Below are 21,558 nucleotides of genomic sequence, written 5' to 3' on the forward strand. Positions count from 1 at the left end.
CGGAGGTTTGTCCGGCAGCCGGCCCCAGCACAGCAGGGCGCCCGCTCGATGGAGCGGGCGCCCTGCTTGCGTGGAGCGGTGGCCGGGCCCGGGCCCGGCAGCCGCTCAGGCCGTCAGCCCGCCGGGGCGAAGCCTCCCCCGACGGAGGCGGTGCCGCCCGCCGACTGGGCCTCGACGCGGTAGCTGTCGCCGGCGGTCACGCGCACACCGGTGGCGTGGTTGTACTGCCCGGCGAACTCGTGCTGTCCCGCCGGTACGGTACGGCCGGGCTTGAGGACCCAGCGGTAGACCAGTGTGCCCCCGGACTCCTGGACGGTGACCGTGAAGTCGTCGGGCGACAGCGTCCGCCAGTTGCCGGTGTCCCGGACGCCGCCGGTCTGCACGATGCGCAGTTCGACGGTGAGCGCGGTGAGCGGCTGGCCGGTCCTGAGGATCAGGTCGTTCTCGTTCCAGTAGACGGTGCTGTGCGGGCTGATCGATCCCGCCGACCAGAGCGGGCCGTTCTGGGCCCGGGCGCTCGCCGAGGGGCTCGGGTGCGGGCTGGTCGGGGTGGTGGTGGCCGGGGCGGCGGCCGGTCCCCGGGTCCCGGCGGGAGAGGGAGTCGAGGGCTGCGGCGCCGGCGGGACGGCGGGGGAGGAGGGCGCGGCCGGGGCGACCGTGGGCTCCGACGGCAGCGGGAAGTGGGCGAGCTCCGCCATGGCGAGGCTGCCGGTGGCCAGGATGCCGGCGGTGGCCAGCCCGGCGAGGGCGGCCCTGGGCCAGGACCGCAGACCCGATCGGGTGCGGTGACGGGTGGCGGGACCGGCCATGCCGCGCTGGACGCGGGCCAGCATCCTGGCGCGGTCGGGCTGATGGGCCTCGGCCGCCTCGCGCAGCTGCCGGGAGATGTGCTCGTTCACCGGTTCCTCGTTCACCGGTTCCTCCTTCCTGTCGTCAGTTCGCCGACGGCTCGTTCGCCGAGCAGCTGCTTCAACTCGGCCATGGCCTTCGAGGTCTGGCTCTTCACCGTACCGACCGATATGCCCAGCGCCGCCGCGGTGTCCTTCTCCGAGAGGTCGAAGGCGTGCCGCATGACCACGCAGGCCCGCTTGCGGAACGGCAGCCGGGCGAGTGCCGCGCGGACGTCCAGGACGGCCGCGACGTCGGGGCCCGAGGTCTTCTTCGGGCTGCGGGACCAGAACAGCAGGACCCGGCGGCGCTCACGGACCGCGCTGCGGATCCGCTCCCGGGCCATGTTGGCGACCACTCCCCGGGCGTAGGCGAGCGGGTGGTCGGCCGCGCGGAGCCGGTCCCAGCGTTGCCACAGGGCGACCAGGGCGTCCGAGGCCAGGTCGTCAGCCGCGTCCGTCTCGCCGGTCAGCAGATGGGCGAGACGGGCGAGTTCGGCGTAGTGGCGTTCGAAGAAGTGGTGGAACTCCGCGGACGCGTCATCGAGGAGCATGTCCCTCGGTCGCCCTCTCCCTGCAATGTGAACGTTAACAAGAGGCGTGAGCCTAGCAGGGCCCCGCCCTGGGGCCGCGTCGCGGTCGTCGCCCCGCAGGGTCGTGACCTGCGGTTGCCGGGCCGTCGGTGCGCTCAATGCCGTGCGAACTGGGCGTGGGCGGACTGCACGACGTCCGGCTGCAACGCGATCCCGTCGACGGTCAGCCGCTCGCCGTAGATGTCGGTGACCCTGATCGATCCGCCGCAGCCGCTGCCGTCGGGGGAGAGGAAGTAGTTGTAGTCGGTGCGGCTCAACCTCCGCCAGCCGCCGCCGGCCTGGACCTCCAGTGCCGCCACCGGGTTCCGGTGACCGATCACCTGGATCCCGCACCACCACTGGCTCGACCCGGTCTTGTACCGGACGGACATGCTGTCCGGCGCCGCCGGGCTCAGCAGCGTCCAGGTGATCGGGAGGCGGCCCACCGAGAGGTCGGCGAGCTTGGCGAAGGCCTCGTGGCTGAGGTCGAGCTGCCCGGGGGCGCAGGGCAGCGGGCACTCGTTGACGATCCGCACCGTGATGCTCGCCCCGCCGGCGGAGCGGACCTGCACGTACGCCCCGCACGCGCCGGACGTCTCGTAGTCGGTGTGGTTCATCGCCGCGATCATGAGGTCGCCGGACGGCCCGAACGAGCAGGCGCCGTTGCCGTCGGCCGCGTCGTAGGAGGTCGCCACGCCCTGGTAGCTCGTACCGGGCCTGATCCGCCCGGCCAGTGATGCCGGGCCGGCGGCCGCACGGCTGCCGGCGGTCGCCGACGCGGGCGCGGACGCGGAGGCCGACGGCTTCGGGGAGGCGGACGGCTTCGCGGAGGAGGAGGCGGAGGGCGACGGCGTTCCGGCCGACGGCGACGGCGTCGGGGCGGTGGGGGACGGCTGAGCCTCCGGCGGCGTGGCACCGTCAGGGCCGCCGGAGGCGGTCGGCACGGCCTGCCCGGTGGCTGCGACGGCCGCCGCGACGGGCTGCCCCGAGCCGCTCCCGCCGCCCCCGGTGAGCGCGAAGGCCAGGCACACCACCAGCCCGACGGCCACCAGTGCCAACGGAACACCCATGACCAGCACTCGCCCGCGCCGTGCCCGGGGGACGGCGTGCTTCGTTGCCCTCATGTCCAGAAATCCATTTCGGTAGATCGAGTCGACCTTGCACCGGTCAGTGGCCGCCGCGGGCGGAAAGGTTGCCGCCCGGTCGCCGGTTCCTCCGCGGCCCGCTGCAGCCCTCCGCAGCCCTCCACGGCCCCCGCGGCCCTCTGCAGCCCTCCACGGCCCGCGTCGGCCGGCCCGGGGCGGACGGCGCGGCCACGCCGTCCGCCCCGGGCCGCCGCGGTCAGGACGGGTCGCCGTACACCACGCCGCGGCCGTAGCTGCCGAAGTACACGCGGCCGTACACGTCGGGGTCGCCCGTGATGACGTTGATGACCGTCCCGCCGTACTGGTGCTGGTCGTCGTTGATCCGGACCCAGGTCGAGCCGGCGTCGGTGGAGCGGAACAGCCCGGTCACACCCTTGACCGTCCCGCTGAGGTAGAGGGCCTGGTAGCCGGCGCCCGGTGCCGCCTTGCCGAAGCCGAGGCCGCTCGCCTCCTGCACACCGGCGACCTTGGTGAAGCTCGCCCCGCCGTTGGTGGAGTGCTGGAGCCCGCCGTCCTTGCTCGCGATCCACAGGTCGCCCGCGACGCCCGGGACGGCCTTGAGCTGGCCCCAGGCCACGCCGGTGGCGCGGGTGGTGAAGTGCCTGCCGCCGTCGGTGCTGGCGTAGAGGGTGCCGCCGCTGAGGGCGTAGAAGGTGTTCGCCGCAGAGCGGTCGGCCACCACGGCCGCGTCCTTGGGCAGGCCGGAGACCGCCGTCCAGGACGCGCCGCGGTTGGTCGAGACGAACGGCACCTGGCCCTCCGGGGTCCACACCACGGTGGCCCCGTCCGCCGAGACGGCGGTGGAGCCGGCGGCCGCGTCGGCCGTCGGCGCCGTCGCGAACGGCGACCAGGTCGCTCCGCCGTCGGTCGAGTAGGCGCCGTGCTGCTCGCCGCCGGAGCCGACCCGCACGGAGAACGACGGCTTGGCCTGGGCGAAGTCGATGCCCGTGGCGGTGGTGAACTTCGGCCCGACCAGCTGCCGGGTCGGGGACTTGGTCAGGTCGTCGTGCCGGAATCCGCTCTGGTCGCCGAGCGCGCTGACCAGCGGGAAGCCGGGCGCCTTGATCAGTCCGTTGGTCGCGGTCTCCTCCACCCCCTTGGGGATGGTCCAGTGGGTGGCGCCCCCGCGGTCCGCTGCGGTCACGTCGGTGCTGCGCCACATGCCCGATCCGGTGCCGTACAGGACGTGTCCGGAGTCGAACGGGTCGATGGCCAGCGCGCCCATCCAGTGCCCGACGCTGCCGGACCCCACGTAGGGCGCGGCCGAGGCGTCGCGCACGGCGGTCGAGCCCAGCGCCTTCCAGGTCGCGCCGCCGTCGGTCGACCGGTAGAGCTCCTCGTTGGGGTACCAGCGGTTGAGGGTGGTGACCATCACCGTGTCCGGGTGCTCGGCGTCGACCGCGAGACCGGCGAAGCCGTAGTGGCCGCTGGACGGCGAGATGTTCTTCCACGCCCCGGTGGACGGCGTGTACTTCCACACCGATCCGGCCGTCACCGGCTGCGGGCCCGGACCGTCGCTGTACGTCAGGTAGAGCGAGCCGTCGCCGGACAGCACGCCGTGGTGCGGCAACTGACCCGTCGGCTGGCCCTGCACGGCCTGCCAGGAGTTGCCGCCGTCGGTGGAGCGGTACAGGGAAGTGGACTTGTCGGCCACGCCGACGTAGATCGTCCTGCTGCCCGCCGGGCCGAAGGTCACGAAGGACAGGCCGACCCCGCTGCTCGCGCCGTCCTTGACGGGGAAGGCGCCGACCTGGCTCCACGTCGCACCGTAGTCGGTGCTGCGCCACAGGCCGTTCTTGCGGGTGCCCAGGTAGAGCTTGCTGTGGTCGGACGGGTCCACCACGAGGCGCTCGCCCATCGACCGGCCGTCCTCGTTGCCGCCCAGTTTGAACGGCAGGTCGGTGCGCTGGAAGGTCCTGCCCTGGTCGGTGGAGCGGAGGATCGAGCCGTTGCCCGCCCAGCCGTTGGTGTACGTGCCGCTCGCCAGGTACAGCCGGTTCGGGTCGACCGGGTCGGTCGCCAGGCTCTCGATGCCCAGCAGGTTCCAGTCGCTGATCCAGTCGGTGATCGAGGTCCACTGGCCGGCGGCCGCGTCCCAGCGGTAGGCGCCGCCGATGTCGGTGCGGGCGTAGAGGAGGTCCTTGCGGCTGGGGTTGAAGACGAAGCCGGTGACGAACCCGCCGCCGACGATCTGGGCGTTCTTCCAGACGTACGGTCCGGTGGCCTGCGCGCCGTCGGTCGCGGGCATCCTCACCAGCTTCCACTGCTGGTTGGTCCCGCCCCAGCCGGGATACTGGATGACCGCCGCGCCCTGGGCGGTGGAGGCTCCGGAGACGTCCAGGACCTGGCCGCTCCTGCGGGAGGTGAAGGTGACGGCGTCGGAACCGCTCACATCGTCGATCCGCCACTGCTGGGCGGCGGCGGAACGATCCGTCTGCTGCTCGGCGGTGGCCGTCCGGTCGGTCGAATCCCCCGCTATGCCCAGCACCTTGCCGCTGTTGCGGTTCACCAGCTCGTAGTAGCCGTCCCCGGTGGGCCGCAGCCGCCACTGCTGGTTGGCCGTCGCCTGGTCCGTCCACTGCTGGATACGGGTGCCGTCGGCGGTGGAGAAGGCGTCGACGTCCAGCACCTTGCCGCTGCGTACGGAGACCAGCCGGTAGTAGGCATCGCCGTCGACCGTCGCGGCCTGGGACTCCTCGTGGGTGAACACGAAGTACGACCCGACGGCGACGGGCACGCCGAGCAGCAGGGCGGTCGCGCTCATCGCGCGCCGGCGGTGGCGCCCACGGGCACGCCCTGCGCTGCCGGCCGCCCGGGCGCGCCGGCCGCGGCCCTCCGCCGTGGCATCCGTCTCGTTCATGGGGGCTACTCCTTGCTTCGGCCCCGCCGCCGCACCACACCCGGTCGTACGGGCGGGCGCGCGGCGGCGGCAGGTGGTGGGATCGGACGAACCGCGGGGTGTTCCGCCCTCGGTGTCGCCTGTCAGTTGCCGCCGTCGCGCGGGAGGTTGCCGCCCGCCGAAAAAAGTTTCGACCTCGGAGGTGGGCTCGACCTCCGGCGCAGCCACCGGCCGTGGAAACCCCCGCCGACGGCCCGCGCGGTGATCGCGCACAATGGCGGTCGTGGAGGAGAGGGAGTCGGTCATGGGTATCGAGAGCCGCCCGGTGACGCTGCGGGTGATCGCCGACCAGCTGGGGCTGGACGTGTCCACCGTCTCCAGGGTCCTGAACGGATCCGAAGGCGACGGGCGGCGGGCCGCCTCGGGCACGACGGCCCGTCGGGTCCGGGACCTGGCCGAGGAGTTGGGCTACCGGCGCGATCCCGCCGCCGTCAGTCTGCGGACCCGGCGCAGCAACCTGATCGGGGTGGTGTTCGCCCGGCTGTCCGAGATCGTCGTCGCGACCATCTACGAGGGCATCGAGGAGGAGGCAGCCCGGCACGGGTTCGCGGCCTTCGTCACCAACACCCAGGACGATCCGGTCCGCCAGCGCGAGCGGATCGCGATGGTCCTCGGCCGGCGGGTGGACGGCCTCATCATCGGCGACGCGCACCTGGACGGCGCCGCCCTGGCGGACCCGGCGCTCCGGGACACGCCGCACGTCCTGGTCAACCGCCGTACCGACGGCGGGCTTCCGGCCGTCACCTGTGACGACTACCGGGGAGGACGCCTGGTCGCCGAGCACTTCCTGCGGCTGGGGCACCGCCGGGTCGGCTGCGTCGCGGGGGAGCCCTTCGCCAGCACCGGCACCGACCGCACCGCCGGCTTCGTCGACCGGTACGCGGAGGCCGGTCTGCCGGTGCCGCCCGAACTGGTGCGGCACTGCGCCTTCGACACCGCGGGCGGCCGCGAGGCGGCGACCGCCCTGCTGACCGCCGACGGCCGCCCCACGGCGCTGTTCGCCGTCAACGACCTGGCCGCCATCGGGGTCCTGGGAGCGGCCCGGGACCTCGGCAGGCACCCGGGGCGGGACCTCGCCCTGGCGGGCTTCAACGACACCCCGGTCGCCGCCGAGCTGCCGGTCGCGCTGACCACGGTCCGCTCGCCGATGGCGGAGCAGGGCCGGGTGGCGGTGCGGGAGCTGCTGCGCCGGATCGGCGGCGCGCCCGCCCGCTCCCGGCGGCTCGCGCCCGAGCTGGTGGAGCGGGCCTCCAGCGGAGCGGCTGTCGGGCCGTCACTTCTCCGGTCCAGGTGAGGAGTTCCGGCCTCTGGCGCCTTCGGTCGAACCTGCCTATCATCCAACCCAAACGATTGGGCCAAACGTTTGGGTTGGGGGGAAGTCATGTCACAGGCGATGCCCAGGGGTGGCTCTGTGAGCGTTCACCACGTCCGCCGTTACGTTCCGCTGGCGGTCTGGAAGTGGGCCTTCATCGCCCTGGTCCTGCTCTTCTGGTTGCTGATCTACCACGGCATCCTGTGGCAGGGGCTGGTGGTCGACGCGGTCGTGCTGGGCGGCCTGGTGGTCATCGGTCAGCTCCCGCCGAGCGTGGGCCTGCGGACCGTCGAGGTGCGCCCGGAGGGCCTGTGGCTGCGCTTCGCCCGCACGCCGGACCCGATGCTGCTCGGCTGGGCCGACATCCTGGACGTCAGCTACCGCCCCGGCTACGCGGAGACCCGCCGCAGCGGCGGCCGGGAGGTGTCGACGTTCCACCACACGACCGTCGCCCTGCTGGTCCGCGGGAGGGAGGAGCCACTGGTCCTGGTGCACGTCCGTCGGTCCAAGCGGCTGGCGCTGCTGATCGCCTCCCACGCGGCCCGGGCGCGCGCCCGGGCGGCCGGGCTGGAGCGCCGGGACGGCGAGGGGGTCTGACCGGCGCGGCGATGCCGTACTCGACGATTGAACAAGAGGCTGAACGCGGCATGACGGGCACGGTGCCGCCGCACCGTGCCCGTCCTGCCGCGTCGCTCAACGGCTTGCCGCGTCGCTCACCGGATCAGGAACCGGCCCGGCGCTTGTTGTAGACGTCGAAGCCCACGGCCGCGAGCAGCACCAGGCCCTTGATCACCTGCTGGTAGTCGGTGCCGACGCCGACCAGCGACATGCCGTTGTTCAGCACGCCGAGCACCAGGCCGCCGATGATCGCGCCCATCACGGTGCCCACGCCGCCGCTGGCGGAGGCGCCGCCGATGAAGGCGGCGGCGATCGCCTCCAGCTCGAAGTTGATGCCGGCCTGCGGGGTGCCGGCGTTGAGCCGTGCGGCGAAGACCAGCCCGGCCAGTGCGGCGAGGACGCCCATGTTGGTGAAGGCGAGGAAGACGACCCGCTTGCTCTTCACGCCGGACAGCTTGGCCGCCGCCTCGTTGCCGCCGATGGCGTAGGTGTGCCGGCCGATGATCGAGTTGCGCATCAGGTAGCCGAAGCCGACCAGCAGGGCGCCGAGGATCAGCAGGACGATCGGCACGCCGTGGTAGCTGGCCAGCAGCAGGGTGAACACGACCACGGCCGCCGTGATCACGGCGAGCTTGGCCAGGAACAGCCCGAGCGGGAGCACCTCCAGCCCGTACGAGGCGGTCTGCCGCCGGCCGCGCAGCTCCTGGAGGACCGCCACGGCCAACACCGCGAGACCGAGCAGCAGGGTGAGGTTGTGGTAGTTGGTGTGCGGGCCCACCTCGGGCAGGAAGCCGCTGCTGATGCTCTGGAAGCCCTTGGGGAACGGCGCCACCGACTGGCCCTGGAGCAGGATCTGGGTGCCGCCGCGGAAGAGCAGCATGCCCGCCAGGGTGACGATGAAGGACGGGATCCCGAGGTAGGCGATCCAGAAGCCCTGCCAGGCGCCGGCCAGGGCGCCGATCACCAGCGCGATCAGCATCGCCACGGGCCACGGCAGGTGGTGCTCGACCATCATCACCGCGGCGGCGGCCCCGACGAAGGCGGCCAGGGAACCGACCGACAGGTCGATGTGCCCGGCGATGATGACGATCATCATCCCGATCGCCAGGATGAGGATGTAGCCGTTCTGCTGGATCAGGTTGGTGATGTTGAGCGGCTGGAGCAGGATGCCGTCGGTCCAGATCTGGAACAGCAGCACGATCAGCGCCAGGGCGACCAGCATGCCGTACTGGCGCACGTTGCCGCGCAGTGCGCGGGCCAGGGCGGCGCCGACGGACGGGCTCGGGTCGGGCTCGGGCCCGTTCTGGGCGGAGTCCGGGATGATCTCGGTCTGGGCCATGCCTCACACCTGCTCGTTGCTGGATGCGGCGCTCATGGTCATGAGCCGCATGAGGGATTCCTGGGTGGCGTCGGCGCGGGCGACCTCGCCGGTGATCCGGCCTTCGGCCATGGTGTAGATCCGGTCGCACAGGCCGAGGAGTTCGGGGAGTTCGGACGAGATGACGAGTACCGCCTTGCCCTGGGCGGCCAGTTCGGCGATGACGGTGTAGATCTCCGCCTTGGCGCCGATGTCGATGCCGCGGGTCGGCTCGTCGAGGATCAGCACCTCGGGCCCGGCGAAGATCCACTTGCTGAGGACGACCTTCTGCTGGTTGCCGCCGCTGAGCGTGCCGGTCCGGGTGAACACCGTCGGGGCCTTGATGTTCATGGTCCGCCGGAACGATTCGGCGACCTTGGTCTCCTCGTGCCGGTCGACCCGGCCGTACCGGGCGACCTTGCCGAGCGCGCTCAGCGAGATGTTCCGGCTGATGTCGTCGATCAGGTTGAGGCCGAAGTGCTTGCGGTCCTCGGTGACGTAGGCGATGCCGTGGCCGATGGCCTCCGGCACCGTCCGGGTGCGGATCTCCCGGCCGTGCAGCAGCACCCGGCCACCGGCCCAGCGCCCGTACGAGCGGCCGAAGACGCTCATCGCGAGCTCGGTGCGGCCGGCGCCCATCAGGCCGGCGACGCCGACGATCTCGCCGCGCCGCACGTTCAGGGAGGCGCCGTCCACCACGGTGCGCTGCTGGTCGATCGGGTGCCGGACGGTCCAGTCCTCGATCTCGAAGGCGACCTCGCCGATGTCGGGGGTGCGCTCGGGATAGCGGTGCTCCAGGTCCCGGCCGACCATGCCGCGGATGATCCGGTCCTCGGAGATGCCCTCCGGGCCGATCGCGATGGTCTCGATGGTCTGCCCGTCGCGCAGGATGGTGACGGCGTCGGCGACCCGGGCGATCTCGTTCAGCTTGTGCGAGATGATGATGCAGGAGATGCCCTGCGCCTTGAGCTCCAGGATCAGGTCGAGGAGCTTGCGGCTGTCCTCGTCGTTCAGCGCGGCGGTCGGCTCGTCGAGGATGAGCAGCTTGACCTTCTTGGCCAACGCCTTGGCGATCTCGACCAGTTGCTGCTTGCCCACGCCGAGGTCGGCGATCCGGGTGTGCGGGCTCTCCGCCAGGCCGACCTGGCGGAGCAGTTCGCCGGCGTGGGTGAGGGTCCGGTGCCAGCTGATGATGCCCCGGGTGGCGTGCTCGTTGCCCAGGAAGACGTTCTCGGCGATGGACAGGTACGGCACCAGGGCGAGTTCCTGGTGGATGATGACGATGCCGCGCTGCTCGCTGGCCCGGATGTCCTTGAACTGGCAGGGCTCGCCCTCGAAGAGGATCTCGCCCTCGTAACTGCCGTGCGGGTAGACCCCGCTGAGCACCTTCATCAGGGTGGACTTGCCGGCGCCGTTCTCGCCGCAGATGGCGTGCACCTCGCCGGCCGCCACGGTCAGGTTGACCTCGGAGAGTGCCTTGACGCCGGGGAACGACTTGCTGATCGACCGCATTTCGAGAACGGGTCCAGCCATGGGTGTGCGTCCGTATCGTTCGGGGCGGTGCGGCCCGTAGGGCGCCCGGGGGAGTCCGGGCGCCGCACCGCCGGTTCGGCGCGGGGCCCGTCGAGCGGGCCCCGCGGGGCTACTTGAGCTGGTCAGCGGTGTACTGGCCGCTGTCGACCAGGACCTTCTGGTAGTTGTCCTTGTCGACGCTCACCGGCTGGAGCAGCTGGGCCGGAACGACCTTCGCGCCGTTGTTGTACTGGGTGGTGTCGTTGACCTCGGGCTTCCCGCCGGTCAGCAGCGCGTCGCCCATCTGGACGGCGACCTTGGCGAGCTGGCGGGTGTCCTTGTAGACGGTCTGGGTCTGCTCGCCCGCGATGATCGACTTCACCGAGGCCAGCTCGGCGTCCTGACCGGTGACGACGGGCAGGGACTTGGCGCTGCCGTAGCCGACGCCCTTGAGCGAGGAGATGATGCCGATCGAGATGCCGTCGTACGGCGAGAGCACGGCGTCGACGTGGGCCGAGGTGTAGGCCTTGCTGAGCAGGTTGTCCATCCGGGACTGGGCGAGGCCGCCGTCCCAGCGCAGCGTGGCGACCTGGTTGAAGTCGGTCTGGCCGCTCTGCACGACCAGCTTCTTCTGGTCGATGTACGGCTTGAGGACGCTCATCGCGCCGTTGAAGAAGAAGGTCGCGTTGTTGTCGTCCGGCGAGCCGGCGAAGAGCTCGATGTTGAACGGCCCCTTGCCGTCCTTGAGGCCGAGCTTGTCGGCGATGTACCCGCCCTGGAGGACACCGACCTTGTAGTTGTCGAAGGTCGCGTAGTAGTCGACGTTCTGGGTGCCCCGGATCAGCCGGTCGTAGGAGATGACCGGAATGTGCGCGTCGGCGGCCTTCTGCAGCACGTTGGTGAGGGAGGAGCCGTCGATGGCGGCGATCACCAGCAGCTTGGCGCCCTTGGTGATCATGTTCTCCACCTGGGAGACCTGGTTCTCCACGACGTTGTCGCCGTACTGGAGGTCGGTCTTGTAGCCCTTGGCCTGGAACTCCTTGACCATGTTGTTGCCGTCGTCGATCCAGCGGGCCGACGACTTGGTCGGCATCGCGATGCCGATGAGCCCTCCCTTGGCGTCGCCCTTGGCCGCCCCGTCGCCGACTCCGTTGGCGCTCTGCCCGCAGGCCGCCAACGAGAGCGTCAGGCCCGCTGCGACGAGGCCCGCTGAAAGCTTCCGCACAGTTCCTCCATGGTGATGTTCCGCGACCGGGACAGCGCACCCCTGACTGGGCGGCTGGGAGTGGTCGAGCGGGCCGGGGCCGGAGCGGTCCCTCGCGCTGTGGACGTTGGGGTGGCAGTAGCTCTGGCCTGGCGTGAAATGAAGTGTTAACGCTCACAACAGCGTCGTCAAGGGGCCTTGGGTCACCGTTCGGTCGCGGTGTCCCGGGGGCGGGTCCGTCCGGATGCGAACGGTTGGACGGGGGTGGATCGAAGGGGCGACAAACAGGCCATCAACGTCAATCCGGCGTCTGTCCGGAAGGGGCTGCGGCTGGCGGGGCTCGCGCCGTCCGGCGCGGGGCGCCGACTGCTCGGCGTGCGGCAACGCCCGACCGCCGACGGGTGAGTCCGCCTGAACGTGTGTCGGGCGGGCGCGACCGTGCCTGTCCGGCACCCGGTCGGGCACCCGGTCGGGTACACGGTCGGGCACATCGCCGGGACCCGCTCCGAACGATCGGGCGAGAACAGTCTGTTAACGCTAACAGAACATTGCCGGTGAACTTGGCGTGGCCTGGTAAAACAGCAGGTCAGAGGCGGTTTGTGGGCGTGGCGACCTGGTTGACGCGATCACGGTCCACTCGTACGCTCCGGGGCACCGGATCCCGACGCCGTACTCCGAACGGAGCACACCGATGTCCAAGTCCCGCCTCCGCCATCCCCTTCTCCGCTCCGTCCTCGTGGGCGCGCTCGGCGCGGCTGCCGCGCTGGGCGGCCTGGTCGGCGCGCCAGCCGCGCAGGCCGCGCAGGCCGACGCCGGGGGCGGGTCGTTCTCCGTGCTGACGTACAACGTCGCCGGGCTCCCGCAGCCGGTGAACAGCGCCCCCACCGAGCGGCAGAGCAGCACCACCGCCATCGGCCAGCGGCTGGGGCCGTACGACGTCGTGCACGTCCAGGAGGACTTCAACTACCACGCTGCGCTGTACGCCGCCGACGCACACCCGTACCGCACGGCGACCAGCGGCGGGGCGGGCATCGGCAGCGGCCTCAACACCCTGTCCGGACTCGCCTACGACACCGACGACTTCGAGCGCGTCAAGTGGAACGACTGCCAGCTGGACTCCGGTGACTGCCTCACCCCCAAGGGCTTCACCTTCATGCGGACCCGGCTGGCCGAGGGCGTGTACGTGGACTTCTACAACCTCCACGCGAACGCGGGCACGAACCCCGGCGACGAGACCGCGCGTGCCGCCAACCTGGCGCAGCTCACCGGCTACATCAGGACCCACTCGGCCGGGAACGCCGTGGTCGTGATGGGCGACACCAACACGCGCTACACCCGCGCCGACGACACCATCGGCGCCTTCGCCGCCGACAACGGGCTGACCGACGCGTGGGTGCAGCTCGAGCGCGGCGGCGTGGCGCCGACCCGCGGCGCCGACCCGCTGCTGTGCGACCAGAACGCGCCCACCGACACCTGCGAGATCGTCGACAAGGTCCTGTACCGCAGCAGCCCGCTCGTCTCACTCGCCGCCACCTCGTACGCCAACAAGCACGCCGACTTCCTCGACGGCTCCGGCAGGATGCTCAGCGACCACGACCCGGTCGCGGTCGGCTTCACCTGGAGCCGGAACCAGGCCTACCTGGCGAGCGAGCAGTTCGGCGGCCCGCACGGCGACTTCTACGACGACATCGACCGCGTCGCGCCCGGCGCCCGGGCCACCACCGTCAGCCTGCGCTCCGGCGCCCGGGTCGACCAGGTCGGCCTGACCCTCGCCGACGGCACCACCCTCACGCACGGGGGCTCCGGCGGCACCGCCTCCTCCCTCACCCTGGGCAGCGACGAGTACCTGAGCGCGGCCACGCTCTGCCAGGGCTCGCGCGACGGGCACACCCGCATCTTCTACGCCTCCTTCACCACCAACCTGGGCCGCTCCCTGGCCGGCGGCACCACCACCGGCGACTGCGTGACCCGCACCGCGCCCGCCGGCTGGCAGATCGCCGGGTTCCACGGACGCGCCGGGGACGAGGTCGACAAGCTCGGCTTCCTGTTCACCCGCCGCTGACCGCCCCGAACCTCCCTGGCCCGGGCCGCCGACCGGGCCGGGGACCCTCCGTTCCCGAACACCGCTCCTGAACGCCGCTCCTGAACCACCGCTCCCGCCCGCCGGGCCCACCACCGCAGGAAGAACCCCATGAACGATCAGCGCACCCTGGACCGCCGCCGCTTCCTGCGCACCTCGGCGGGCACCTCGGCCGCCCTCCTCACCGGGCCCGCGGCCCTGAGCCTGCTGGGCACACCGCAGCGGGCCGCCGCCGCCCCGGCCGGCCCCGCCCAGGGCGCCGCCTTCGTGGACTCCTACACGACCAACACGATGGCCGACCTCACCCCGGAGGGGAACGCCGCCGTGCGCATCCTCACCGGAATGAACCGGATCTGGCACACCGGCACGTCCTGGAACGACGGCTCGCCGCTGCTCGCCGACATCCTGCGCGCCAACGTGGACTACTGCGTGGAGGTCACCACCGAGCGCACCGAGGCCCAGGCCCGCGAGGCGTTCATCTACGACCGCCAGCACCAGAGTTACGCCGTCATCGCCGGCCTCGGCCCGCTCGCCGGCCTGTACCGGACCGGCGCCCGGGCCGTCACCTCGATCACCACCGCGCCCGACACCACCCCGCCCGCCAAGGTCGACGACGCCGTCCCCGCCGACGCGCCCGCCGGCTCCGCGCTGGGCCCCGGGGCCGTCGACTCGGAGCTGGGGCAGGTGGTCGCCCTCGTCAACGCGCTCCGCGGACCGTACGCCTCCGGCAACCCCGCCAAGTACGCCTACCGGTACCCGCGCCCCTGGCGCTTGAACGAGGACAGCGGGGTGGTCGACACCGGCGCCACCGACGCCCTCGGCTTCCCGGTCTACGACTCGGACGTCGTCGTCGCCCCCCAACTGCTGCGCCAGCGCGGCACCTCCCCGGCCGACGACGGCGGCTTCGTGAGCGGTCACACCAACGCCTTCCACCTGGCCGCACTGGCGCTCGCGTACGCGGTGCCCGAGCGCTTCCAGGAGCTGGTCACCCGGGCCTTCGAGCTCAGCCACACCCGGATCACCGCCGGCATGCACTCCCCGCTCGACGTCATCGGGGGCCGCACGCTCGCCACCGCGCTCGCCGCCGCCACCCTCGCCGACCCGCGCAACGCCGCCCTCAAGGCCGCCGCCCGCAGCCAGGCCGCCGCGTACTTCCGGGCGAAGACCGGTAGCACCGCCGACACCCTGTACGCCTACGCCCATCGGGCCGCCCCGGCCGAGGACCCGTACGCCGACCGCGAGGCCAACGCCGAACTGGTCACCCCGCGGCTGACGTACGTCCTGCGCCGCAGCGGCCGCAGCGTCCCGATGAGCGTGCCCAAGGGCGCCGAAGTCCTGCTGGAGACCCGCCTGCCCTATCTCGACGCCGCCCAGCGCCGCGAGGTGCTGCGCACCACCGCCTTGCCCGGCGGCTACGTCCTGCTGGACGGCCCGGAGATGTGGGGCCGGCTCGACCTGTTCGCCGCGGCCGACGGGTACGGCGCGTTCGAGCAGGACGTGACCGTGGACCTGAACGCCGCCGAGGGCGGGTTCTGCGCGGCCGACACCTGGCGCAACGACATCGGCGGATCCGGCGGCCTCACCAAGCGCGGCACCGGGACGCTGACCCTGACCGGCACCAACCGCTACACCGGCACCACCGTGGTGACGGCAGGAGTCCTCGCGGCCGGCTCCCGCGACGCCCTCGGGCGCGGCGGCGTCCAGGTCCGCGGCGGCACCCTGCGGGTGGATGTCGAACGGGGGCCCCTGCGGCTGCACGGCGACTACCTGCAGTCGGCCGGCGCACGCCTGGAGTTGACGCTCCACCACTGCCACGCCCCGGCGCTGACAATCGCGGGCCGGGTGACGATCGCTCAGGGCGCGGAACTCCTCGTGCGGCCGGCGGAGGACCTCGAACTGGACGAGGACGTGGTGCTGCCGGTGCTCAACGCGCGTACCCTGCAAGGCGGGTTCGCCCGCGTCACCGTCGACGCGGACGGGTACCGGGCGACGCCGCTGTACACCCGCGACGGCCTCGCGGTGCGCCTGACCAGCTGCTGAACTCACCTCCGCACCCCCGGAATCCGACGGGGGAGCCCATGACCGTGCCCGCGACCAGGTCGAGCCGGACCAGCGGGCCGGCACGGTCACGGTGAGCGCAGCCCTGTTGCCGTAGTGGCGGTGGGGCGTGTGCGGATGGCGGGTTTGTGCGGTTCCGTACGGACGGGGCGCGTCAGAAGTCTTGACGGGACACCGTCGGTGCGGGCACTGTCGCCGCTCGAGGAACTCTCCATGTCCGGCCCGGGTGGGAGAACTCTGTCCCGGGCTGGATTGTTAGCGCTCACATTCCCTTTGAGCCGCGCTCAACGACGAGCAGGGAGACAGCATGAGTGACACCACCAGGACCACCCGTGGACGGGGCGCGCTGCGCCGTCTCGCCCGGGCCGGGGCGGCCCTCGCCGTCCTCGTCGGCGCGCTGGCCGGCGCCACCGCGACGAGCGGTGCGGCCCAGGCCGCCACCCAGGGGCCGTGCGACATCTACCGCGCCGGCGGCACACCGTGCGTGGCCGCGCACAGCACCACGCGCGCGCTCTACGGCGGCTACGCCGGGCCGCTGTACCAGGTCCGGCGCGCCTCGGACCAGGCGCTGCGCGACATCGGCGTGCTGAGCACCGGCGGCTACGCCGACGCCGCCGCCCAGGACGCCTTCTGCGCGCACACGACGTGCGTGATCACCGTCATCTACGACCAGAGCGAGCGGCACAACCACCTCACCCAGGCGCCCGGCGGTGGAGCCGCGCCCGGCCCGGACAACCTCGCGGACGCCACGCTGGCGCCCACCACGCTCAACGGGCACCGCGCCTACGGCGTGTACGTCGCCCCGGGCACCGGCTACCGCAACAACCACACCTCCGGCGTCGCCACCGGCGACCAGCCCGAGGGGATGTACGCGATCCTCGACGGCACCCACTACAACGGCGGCTGCTGCTTCGACTACGGCAACGCCGAGACCAGCAGCAACGACACCGGAAACGGCCACATGGAGGCCATCTACTTCGGCAACATCAAGGTCTGGGGCTACGGCTCCGGGCCGGGCCCCTGGGTGATGGCCGACCTGGAGAACGGCCTGTTCTCCGGCGCCGACACGCGCTACAACGCCAACGACCCGACGGTGAACCACCGTTACCTCACGGCCATGGTCAAGGGAGCCCCGAACCAGTGGGCGATCCGGGCCGGCGACGCCCAGTCCGGCGGCCTGTCGACCTTCTACTCCGGTCCGCGCCCGAACGCGGCGGGCTACGACCCGATGCACAAGGAGGGCGCGATCATCCTCGGCATCGGCGGCGACAACAGCAAGAGCGCCCGGGGCACCTTCTACGAGGGCGTGATGACCGCCGGCTACCCGTCGGAGGCCACCGAGAACGCCGTCCAGGCAAACATCGTCGCGGCCGGCTACGCCAATTCCCCGGCGGCCGCCTCGGGGGCCCTGCGCGGCGCCGGTTCGGGCAAGTGCCTGGACGTTCCCGGCGCCTCCGGCACCCCCGGGCTCCAGACGCAGATCAACGGCTGCTCCGGCGGGGCGAGCCAGACGTGGACCCGCACCGCCGACGGCAGGCTCACCGTGGACGTCTCCGGCACCACGCTGTGCCTGGACGCGTACGGCGGCGCGACGGCCGACGGCACCAAGGTGGTGACCTGGCCCTGCAACGGCGGTGCCAACCAGCAGTGGCAGTTCAACGCCGACGGCAGCGTCACCGGCGTCCAGTCCGGCCGCTGCCTGGACGTCGCCGGGGCCGGCACGGCCGACGCCACGCCCGTCCAGCTGTGGAGCTGCTGGGGCGGCGACAACCAGAGGTGGGCGCTCGGGTAGCTCGGGCAGCACCCGCCCCCGACCGAACCCGGCCCGACCGAGCCCGCCCCCGACCGAACCCGGCCCCGGCTCCGCGCACCAGCGGGGCCGGGGCCGGCCGTCGTCCCTGTGCCGCGCCGGTGGTGTCGCGTTCGCCGTGCCGTCAACCGGACGTCACCCGGTGGTGTGACCGGGACGTGACGGGGGAAGGGCGTGGGGAGCAACGCGATCATGCCCGGCGCCTTCCCCGTTCGACGAGGTCACGCTTTGGCAGTCGGGGCACCTCCGGGAGCGTCAACACGCCGCAATGGCCAGATGTGGGAGGGCCGAAGCGCCTGGTAGGAAGGGATCCGCCCGTCGCGCCGAGGGTGACGAATTGGCCTGGACCTGGTCGCGTACTGTGGTCCACAATCAGGAGGAGGGGACTGCAGTGGCAACGGACAGCACCGGGACGGAACAGCGTCAGCCCGTGATGGCGGACGTGGCGAAACTGGCGGGTGTGTCCCACCAAACGGTGTCCCGGGTGCTCAACGGCGCCCCGCACGTGAAGCCCGACACCCGGGACCGGGTGCTGGCGGCCATACGGGAGCTGGACTACCGCCCCAACTCCGCGGCCCGCGCCCTGGTCACCCGCCGCTCGCAGGCGCTCGGCGTGGTCAGCTTCGACTCGACCCTCTACGGCCCGGCCTCGATGCTGGACGGGATCGAGCGGGCCGCGCGCAGCGCCGGGTACTTCGTGACCGTGACCAGTCTGCGTTCCCTGGACGGCCGTTCGGTCCAGGAGGCCGTCGACCGGCTGCGGGACCAGGGGGTGGAGGGCGTGGTGGTGATCGCGCCGCAGACCTCCTCCGTCAGCGCGGTGGCACGCCTGTCCAGTTCCGTGCCGCTGGTCGCGGTCGGCTCGGGCGACCAGGCGCGTGTGCCCATGGTGTCGGTGGGCAACCGCTACGGCGCCGGCGAGGCCACCGGGCACCTGATCGACCTCGGGCACCGCACCGTGCACCACCTGGCCGGTCCGGTCAACTGGCGGGAGAGCCAGGACCGGGAGGAGGGCTGGCGGCTCACGCTGCAGGCGGCCGGATGCCCGGTGCCGGAGGTGGAGCGCGGCGACTGGAGCGCCCGCTCGGGCTACCAGGCGGGGCTGCGGATCGCCCGGCTGCACGAGGTCACCGCCGTCTTCTGCGCCAACGACCACATGGCCCTCGGCCTGCTGCGGGCCCTCCACGAGGCCGGCCGGGCCGTCCCGGACGAGATCAGCGTGATCGGCTTCGACGACATTCCGGAGGCCGCGTACTTCACCCCGCCGCTGACCACGGTGCGGCAGGACTTCGGCGAACTCGGCAGACGGGCCCTGGAACTGCTCGTCGCCGAGCTGGAGGGCGGCGCGCGCTCCGCACCGACCCAGCTGGAGATCAGCCCGGAGCTGGTGCTGCGGCGCAGCGCGGGACCGGCCGTGCGCCGTTGAGCCGACCCGGCGCCCGGTCCCCGAGCGCCGGTTCCGCAGACTGACCGATGCCGTCCGTCGCCTCCCTTGACATGCCGTTTGTTAGCGCTAACAATCTCTGTGAGCGTTAACAGAAACGCTCCCTTCCACTCCGCCGGCCGGGCCACCGCATCCCGCTTCCGTGAGCCCGGCCGACGGTTCCGCGTTCCGCCGCCTCATGAGGGAAAGGCGGCGGAATGAAGCCTGTCGCCGGTGCGGTCCGCCCTGCCCCGGCCGAGGACCGCACCGGCGACAGACGACGACGCAGACCCCTCCCACGAAGGATGAGCACGTGACCGTGACCCCTCCCGCCCAGGACCCCGACCGGTACGTCGTCGGCGTCGACTTCGGCACCCTCTCCGGCCGCGCAGTGGTGGTCCGCGTCAGGGACGGCGAGGAGGTGGGCACCGCCGTCCACGACTACCCCCACGCCGTGATCGAGAGCGACCTGCCCGGCACCGGCCGACCGCTCCCGCCCGACTGGGCGCTCCAGCACCCGGAGGACTGGCGCGAGGTGCTGCGCACCGCCGTCCCGGCCGCGGTCGCCGCCGCCGGCGTCGACCCCGCGCACGTCATCGGCATCGCCACCGACTTCACCGCCTGCACCGTCCTGCCGGTGCTCGCCGACGGCACCCCGCTGGCCGAGACCTCCGCCTGGTCCGGCCACCCGCACGCCTGGCCCAAGCTCTGGAAGCACCACGCCGCGCAGCCCCAGGCGGACCGGATCAACGAACTGGCCCACGCCCGCGGCGAGAAGTGGATCTCCCGCTACGGCGGGAAGATCTCCGCCGAGTGGCAGTACGCCAAGGCCCTGCAGGTCCTGGAGGAGGACCCGGCCGTCTACGCCGCCTGCGAGCGCTGGATCGAGGCCGCCGACTGGATCGTCTGGCAGCTCACCGGCGCCGAGAGCCGCAACACCTGCACCGCCGGCTACAAGGGCATCCACCAGGACGGGAGTTACCCGAGCGAGGACTACCTCGCCGCGCTCCACCCGCAGTTCGCCGACTTCGCCCGCACCCGGCTGGAGCACCCGCTCTCCCCGCTGGGCTCCAGGGTGGGCGCGCTCACCCCGCAGGCGGCGCAGTGGACCGGCCTGCCCGCGGGGATCGCCGTCGCCGCCGGCAACGTCGACGCCCACGTGGCCGCACCGGCCGCCCGCGCCGTCGACAACGGCCAACTCCTCGCCATCATGGGCACCTCCACCTGCCACGTCGTCAACGGCGCCACCCTCGCCGACGTCCCCGGCATCTGCGGCGTCGTCGAGAACGGCATCGTCACCGGCTCCTACGGCTACGAGGCCGGCCAGAGCGCCGTCGGCGACATCTTCGCCTGGTGGCTGCGCCAGGGCGTGCCCGCCGACTACCTGGCCGAGGCCGAGGCCAACGGCGAGGACCTCCACCAGCTGCTCACCCGCAAGGCCGCCGCCCAACCCGTCGGCGCCCACGGCCTGGTGGCGCTCGACTGGATGAACGGCAACCGCTCCACCCTGGTCGACCACCACCTGTCCGGCGTGATCGCGGGCCTCACCCTGACCACCCGCCCCGAGGAGGTCTACCGGGCCCTGCTGGAGGCCACCGCCTTCGGCACCCGCGTCATCGTCGAGGCGCTGGAGCAGGGCGGCGTCCCCGTCACCGAGTTCATCGTCACCGGCGGCCTCAAGAAGAACGACCTGCTGATGCGGATCTACGCCGACGTGCTGCGCCGCCCGGTCTCGGTCGCCGAGTCCGAGCAGGGGCCGGCGCTCGGCTCCGCGATCCACGCGGCCGTCGCCGCCGGAGCGCACCCGGACGTGCGCACCGCGGCCGCCGCCATGGGCCGCGTGCGGCAGGGCGCCTACCTGCCCGACCCGGCCGCAGCCGACACCTACGACCTGCTCTTCGCCGAGTACCGCGCGCTGCACGACCACTTCGGCCGCGGCGCCGACAAGCTCCTGCACCGCCTGCGCGACATCCGCAACACCGCCCTCACCACACCGAGCGAGGCCCTGTGAACGCGACCATCGACCGCATCCGCCGCCAGGTCAGCGACCTCCACCAGGAACTGGTCCGCTACAACCTGGTCGTCTGGACGGCCGGCAACGTCTCCGCCCGTGTCCCCGGCGAGGACCTGCTCGTCATCAAGCCGAGCGGCGTCTCCTACGACGAGCTGACGCCCGGGAACATGATCGTCTGCGACCTGGACGGCAAGGTCGTCGAGGGCGAGCACGCGCCCTCCTCCGACACCGCCGCGCACGCCTACGTCTACCGCAACATGCCCGAGGTCGGCGGCGTGGTCCACACCCACTCCACCTACGCCTGCGCCTGGGCGGCCCGCGGCGAGGCCGTCCCCTGCGTCCTCACCGCGATGGCCGACGAGTTCGGCGCCGAGATCCCCGTCGGCCCGTTCGCCCTGATCGGCGACGACTCGATCGGCCGGGGCATCGTGGACACCCTCAGGGGCCACCGCTCGCCGGCCGTCCTGATGCAGAACCACGGCGTCTTCACCATCGGCAAGGACGCCAAGGCCGCCGTGAAGGCCGCCGTGATGTGCGAGGACGTGGCCCGCACCGTCCACCTCTCCCGCCAGCTCGGCGAGCCCCTGCCCATCGCCCAGGCGGACATCGACAGCCTCAACCACCGCTACCAGAACGTCTACGGCCAGCCCCAGGGCCGGTAAGAAGG

General features: G+C 72.3%; 15 protein-coding genes. 8 read left to right on the forward strand and 7 right to left on the reverse strand.

From position 1 onward, the window contains the following. Positions 1-113 precede the first annotated feature (113 nt). The 4 genes from AB0F71_RS06540 to AB0F71_RS06555 all read right to left on the reverse strand — a co-directional run bounded on the left by AB0F71_RS06540 (position 114) and on the right by AB0F71_RS06555 (position 5,368). The gene (locus AB0F71_RS06540; RefSeq protein ID WP_360229179.1) at positions 114-914 is read right to left on the reverse strand and encodes a hypothetical protein; all 801 of its coding nucleotides are present in this window, start codon (positions 912-914) and stop codon (positions 114-116) included. Further along, positions 911-1,441 (reverse strand): SigE family RNA polymerase sigma factor, encoded by a 531-nt coding sequence (locus tag AB0F71_RS06545; RefSeq protein WP_360229182.1) that lies wholly within the window; start codon positions 1,439-1,441, stop codon positions 911-913. Before AB0F71_RS06545 ends, AB0F71_RS06540 begins: the two co-directional genes overlap by 4 nt. A gap of 134 nt (positions 1,442-1,575) precedes the next feature. After that, positions 1,576-2,583: an expansin EXLX1 family cellulose-binding protein gene (locus tag AB0F71_RS06550; RefSeq protein ID WP_360229185.1), complete on the reverse strand. Its 1,008-nt coding sequence runs from the start codon at positions 2,581-2,583 to the stop codon at positions 1,576-1,578. A 217-nt stretch (positions 2,584-2,800) separates the two neighbouring features. Further along, positions 2,801-5,368, reverse strand: a complete 2,568-nt coding sequence (locus tag AB0F71_RS06555; RefSeq protein WP_360229498.1) for an RICIN domain-containing protein — start codon at positions 5,366-5,368, stop codon at positions 2,801-2,803. Positions 5,369-5,747: 379 nt separating this feature from the next. Here AB0F71_RS06555 and AB0F71_RS06560 point away from each other — a divergent pair, with 379 nt between their 5' ends. Continuing rightward, complete coding sequence (locus AB0F71_RS06560) at positions 5,748-6,797, forward strand: LacI family DNA-binding transcriptional regulator (RefSeq protein ID WP_360229188.1); 1,050 nt, start codon at positions 5,748-5,750, stop codon at positions 6,795-6,797. A 117-nt stretch (positions 6,798-6,914) separates the two neighbouring features. Next, positions 6,915-7,412, forward strand: a complete 498-nt coding sequence (locus AB0F71_RS06565) for a hypothetical protein (RefSeq protein WP_360229191.1) — start codon at positions 6,915-6,917, stop codon at positions 7,410-7,412. A gap of 124 nt (positions 7,413-7,536) precedes the next feature. Here AB0F71_RS06565 and mmsB read toward each other — a convergent pair whose 3' ends face one another. The 3 genes from mmsB to chvE form a co-directional block, all read right to left on the reverse strand. Further along, a complete protein-coding gene (gene mmsB, locus AB0F71_RS06570) occupies positions 7,537-8,772 on the reverse strand; it encodes a multiple monosaccharide ABC transporter permease (RefSeq protein ID WP_360229194.1) in 1,236 nt (411 codons plus the stop codon). A 3-nt stretch (positions 8,773-8,775) separates the two neighbouring features. Then, a complete protein-coding gene (gene mmsA, locus AB0F71_RS06575) occupies positions 8,776-10,323 on the reverse strand; it encodes a multiple monosaccharide ABC transporter ATP-binding protein (RefSeq protein ID WP_360229197.1) in 1,548 nt (515 codons plus the stop codon). Positions 10,324-10,432: 109 nt separating this feature from the next. Continuing rightward, positions 10,433-11,527: a multiple monosaccharide ABC transporter substrate-binding protein gene (gene chvE, locus AB0F71_RS06580; RefSeq protein ID WP_360229200.1), complete on the reverse strand. Its 1,095-nt coding sequence runs from the start codon at positions 11,525-11,527 to the stop codon at positions 10,433-10,435. A gap of 670 nt (positions 11,528-12,197) precedes the next feature. On the opposite strand from chvE, the gene AB0F71_RS06585 reads away from it, so the two are divergent. From AB0F71_RS06585 to AB0F71_RS06610, 6 genes are all read left to right on the forward strand, one after another. After that, complete coding sequence (locus AB0F71_RS06585; protein ID WP_360229203.1) at positions 12,198-13,568, forward strand: jacalin-like lectin; 1,371 nt, start codon at positions 12,198-12,200, stop codon at positions 13,566-13,568. Positions 13,569-13,697: 129 nt separating this feature from the next. Further along, positions 13,698-15,626, forward strand: coding sequence for a phosphatase PAP2 family protein (locus AB0F71_RS06590; RefSeq protein ID WP_360229206.1), 1,929 nt, complete (start codon positions 13,698-13,700; stop codon positions 15,624-15,626). Between the two features lie 325 nt (positions 15,627-15,951). After that, positions 15,952-17,436: an arabinofuranosidase catalytic domain-containing protein gene (locus tag AB0F71_RS06595; protein WP_360229209.1), complete on the forward strand. Its 1,485-nt coding sequence runs from the start codon at positions 15,952-15,954 to the stop codon at positions 17,434-17,436. Positions 17,437-17,887: 451 nt separating this feature from the next. Further along, positions 17,888-18,880, forward strand: a complete 993-nt coding sequence (locus AB0F71_RS06600) for a LacI family DNA-binding transcriptional regulator (protein WP_360229500.1) — start codon at positions 17,888-17,890, stop codon at positions 18,878-18,880. A gap of 310 nt (positions 18,881-19,190) precedes the next feature. Continuing rightward, positions 19,191-20,888, forward strand: a complete 1,698-nt coding sequence (locus tag AB0F71_RS06605; protein WP_360229211.1) for a ribulokinase — start codon at positions 19,191-19,193, stop codon at positions 20,886-20,888. Beyond that, entirely contained in the window at positions 20,885-21,553 is a 669-nt protein-coding gene (locus AB0F71_RS06610; protein WP_360229214.1) for an L-ribulose-5-phosphate 4-epimerase, read from the forward strand. The genes AB0F71_RS06605 and AB0F71_RS06610 overlap by 4 nt, the downstream gene beginning before the upstream one ends. Positions 21,554-21,558: the final 5 nt, after the last annotated feature.

Origin of the sequence: Kitasatospora sp. NPDC028055, assembly GCF_040637885.1 — a bacterium.
Classification (GTDB): Bacteria; Actinomycetota; Actinomycetes; order Streptomycetales; family Streptomycetaceae; genus Kitasatospora.

Coding starts and splice junctions, on each gene's coding strand:
- AB0F71_RS06595 (WP_360229209.1), top strand. CDS start 15,952: ATGAGTGACACCACCAGGACCACCCGTGGACGGGGCGCGCTGCGCCGT.
- AB0F71_RS06560 (WP_360229188.1), top strand. CDS start 5,748: ATGGGTATCGAGAGCCGCCCGGTGACGCTGCGGGTGATCGCCGACCAG.
- AB0F71_RS06555 (WP_360229498.1), bottom strand. CDS start 5,368: ATGAGCGCGACCGCCCTGCTGCTCGGCGTGCCCGTCGCCGTCGGGTCG.
- AB0F71_RS06585 (WP_360229203.1), top strand. CDS start 12,198: ATGTCCAAGTCCCGCCTCCGCCATCCCCTTCTCCGCTCCGTCCTCGTG.
- AB0F71_RS06600 (WP_360229500.1), top strand. CDS start 17,888: ATGGCGGACGTGGCGAAACTGGCGGGTGTGTCCCACCAAACGGTGTCC.
- mmsA (WP_360229197.1), bottom strand. CDS start 10,323: ATGGCTGGACCCGTTCTCGAAATGCGGTCGATCAGCAAGTCGTTCCCC.
- AB0F71_RS06550 (WP_360229185.1), bottom strand. CDS start 2,583: ATGAGGGCAACGAAGCACGCCGTCCCCCGGGCACGGCGCGGGCGAGTG.
- AB0F71_RS06545 (WP_360229182.1), bottom strand. CDS start 1,441: ATGCTCCTCGATGACGCGTCCGCGGAGTTCCACCACTTCTTCGAACGC.
- mmsB (WP_360229194.1), bottom strand. CDS start 8,772: ATGGCCCAGACCGAGATCATCCCGGACTCCGCCCAGAACGGGCCCGAG.
- AB0F71_RS06590 (WP_360229206.1), top strand. CDS start 13,698: ATGAACGATCAGCGCACCCTGGACCGCCGCCGCTTCCTGCGCACCTCG.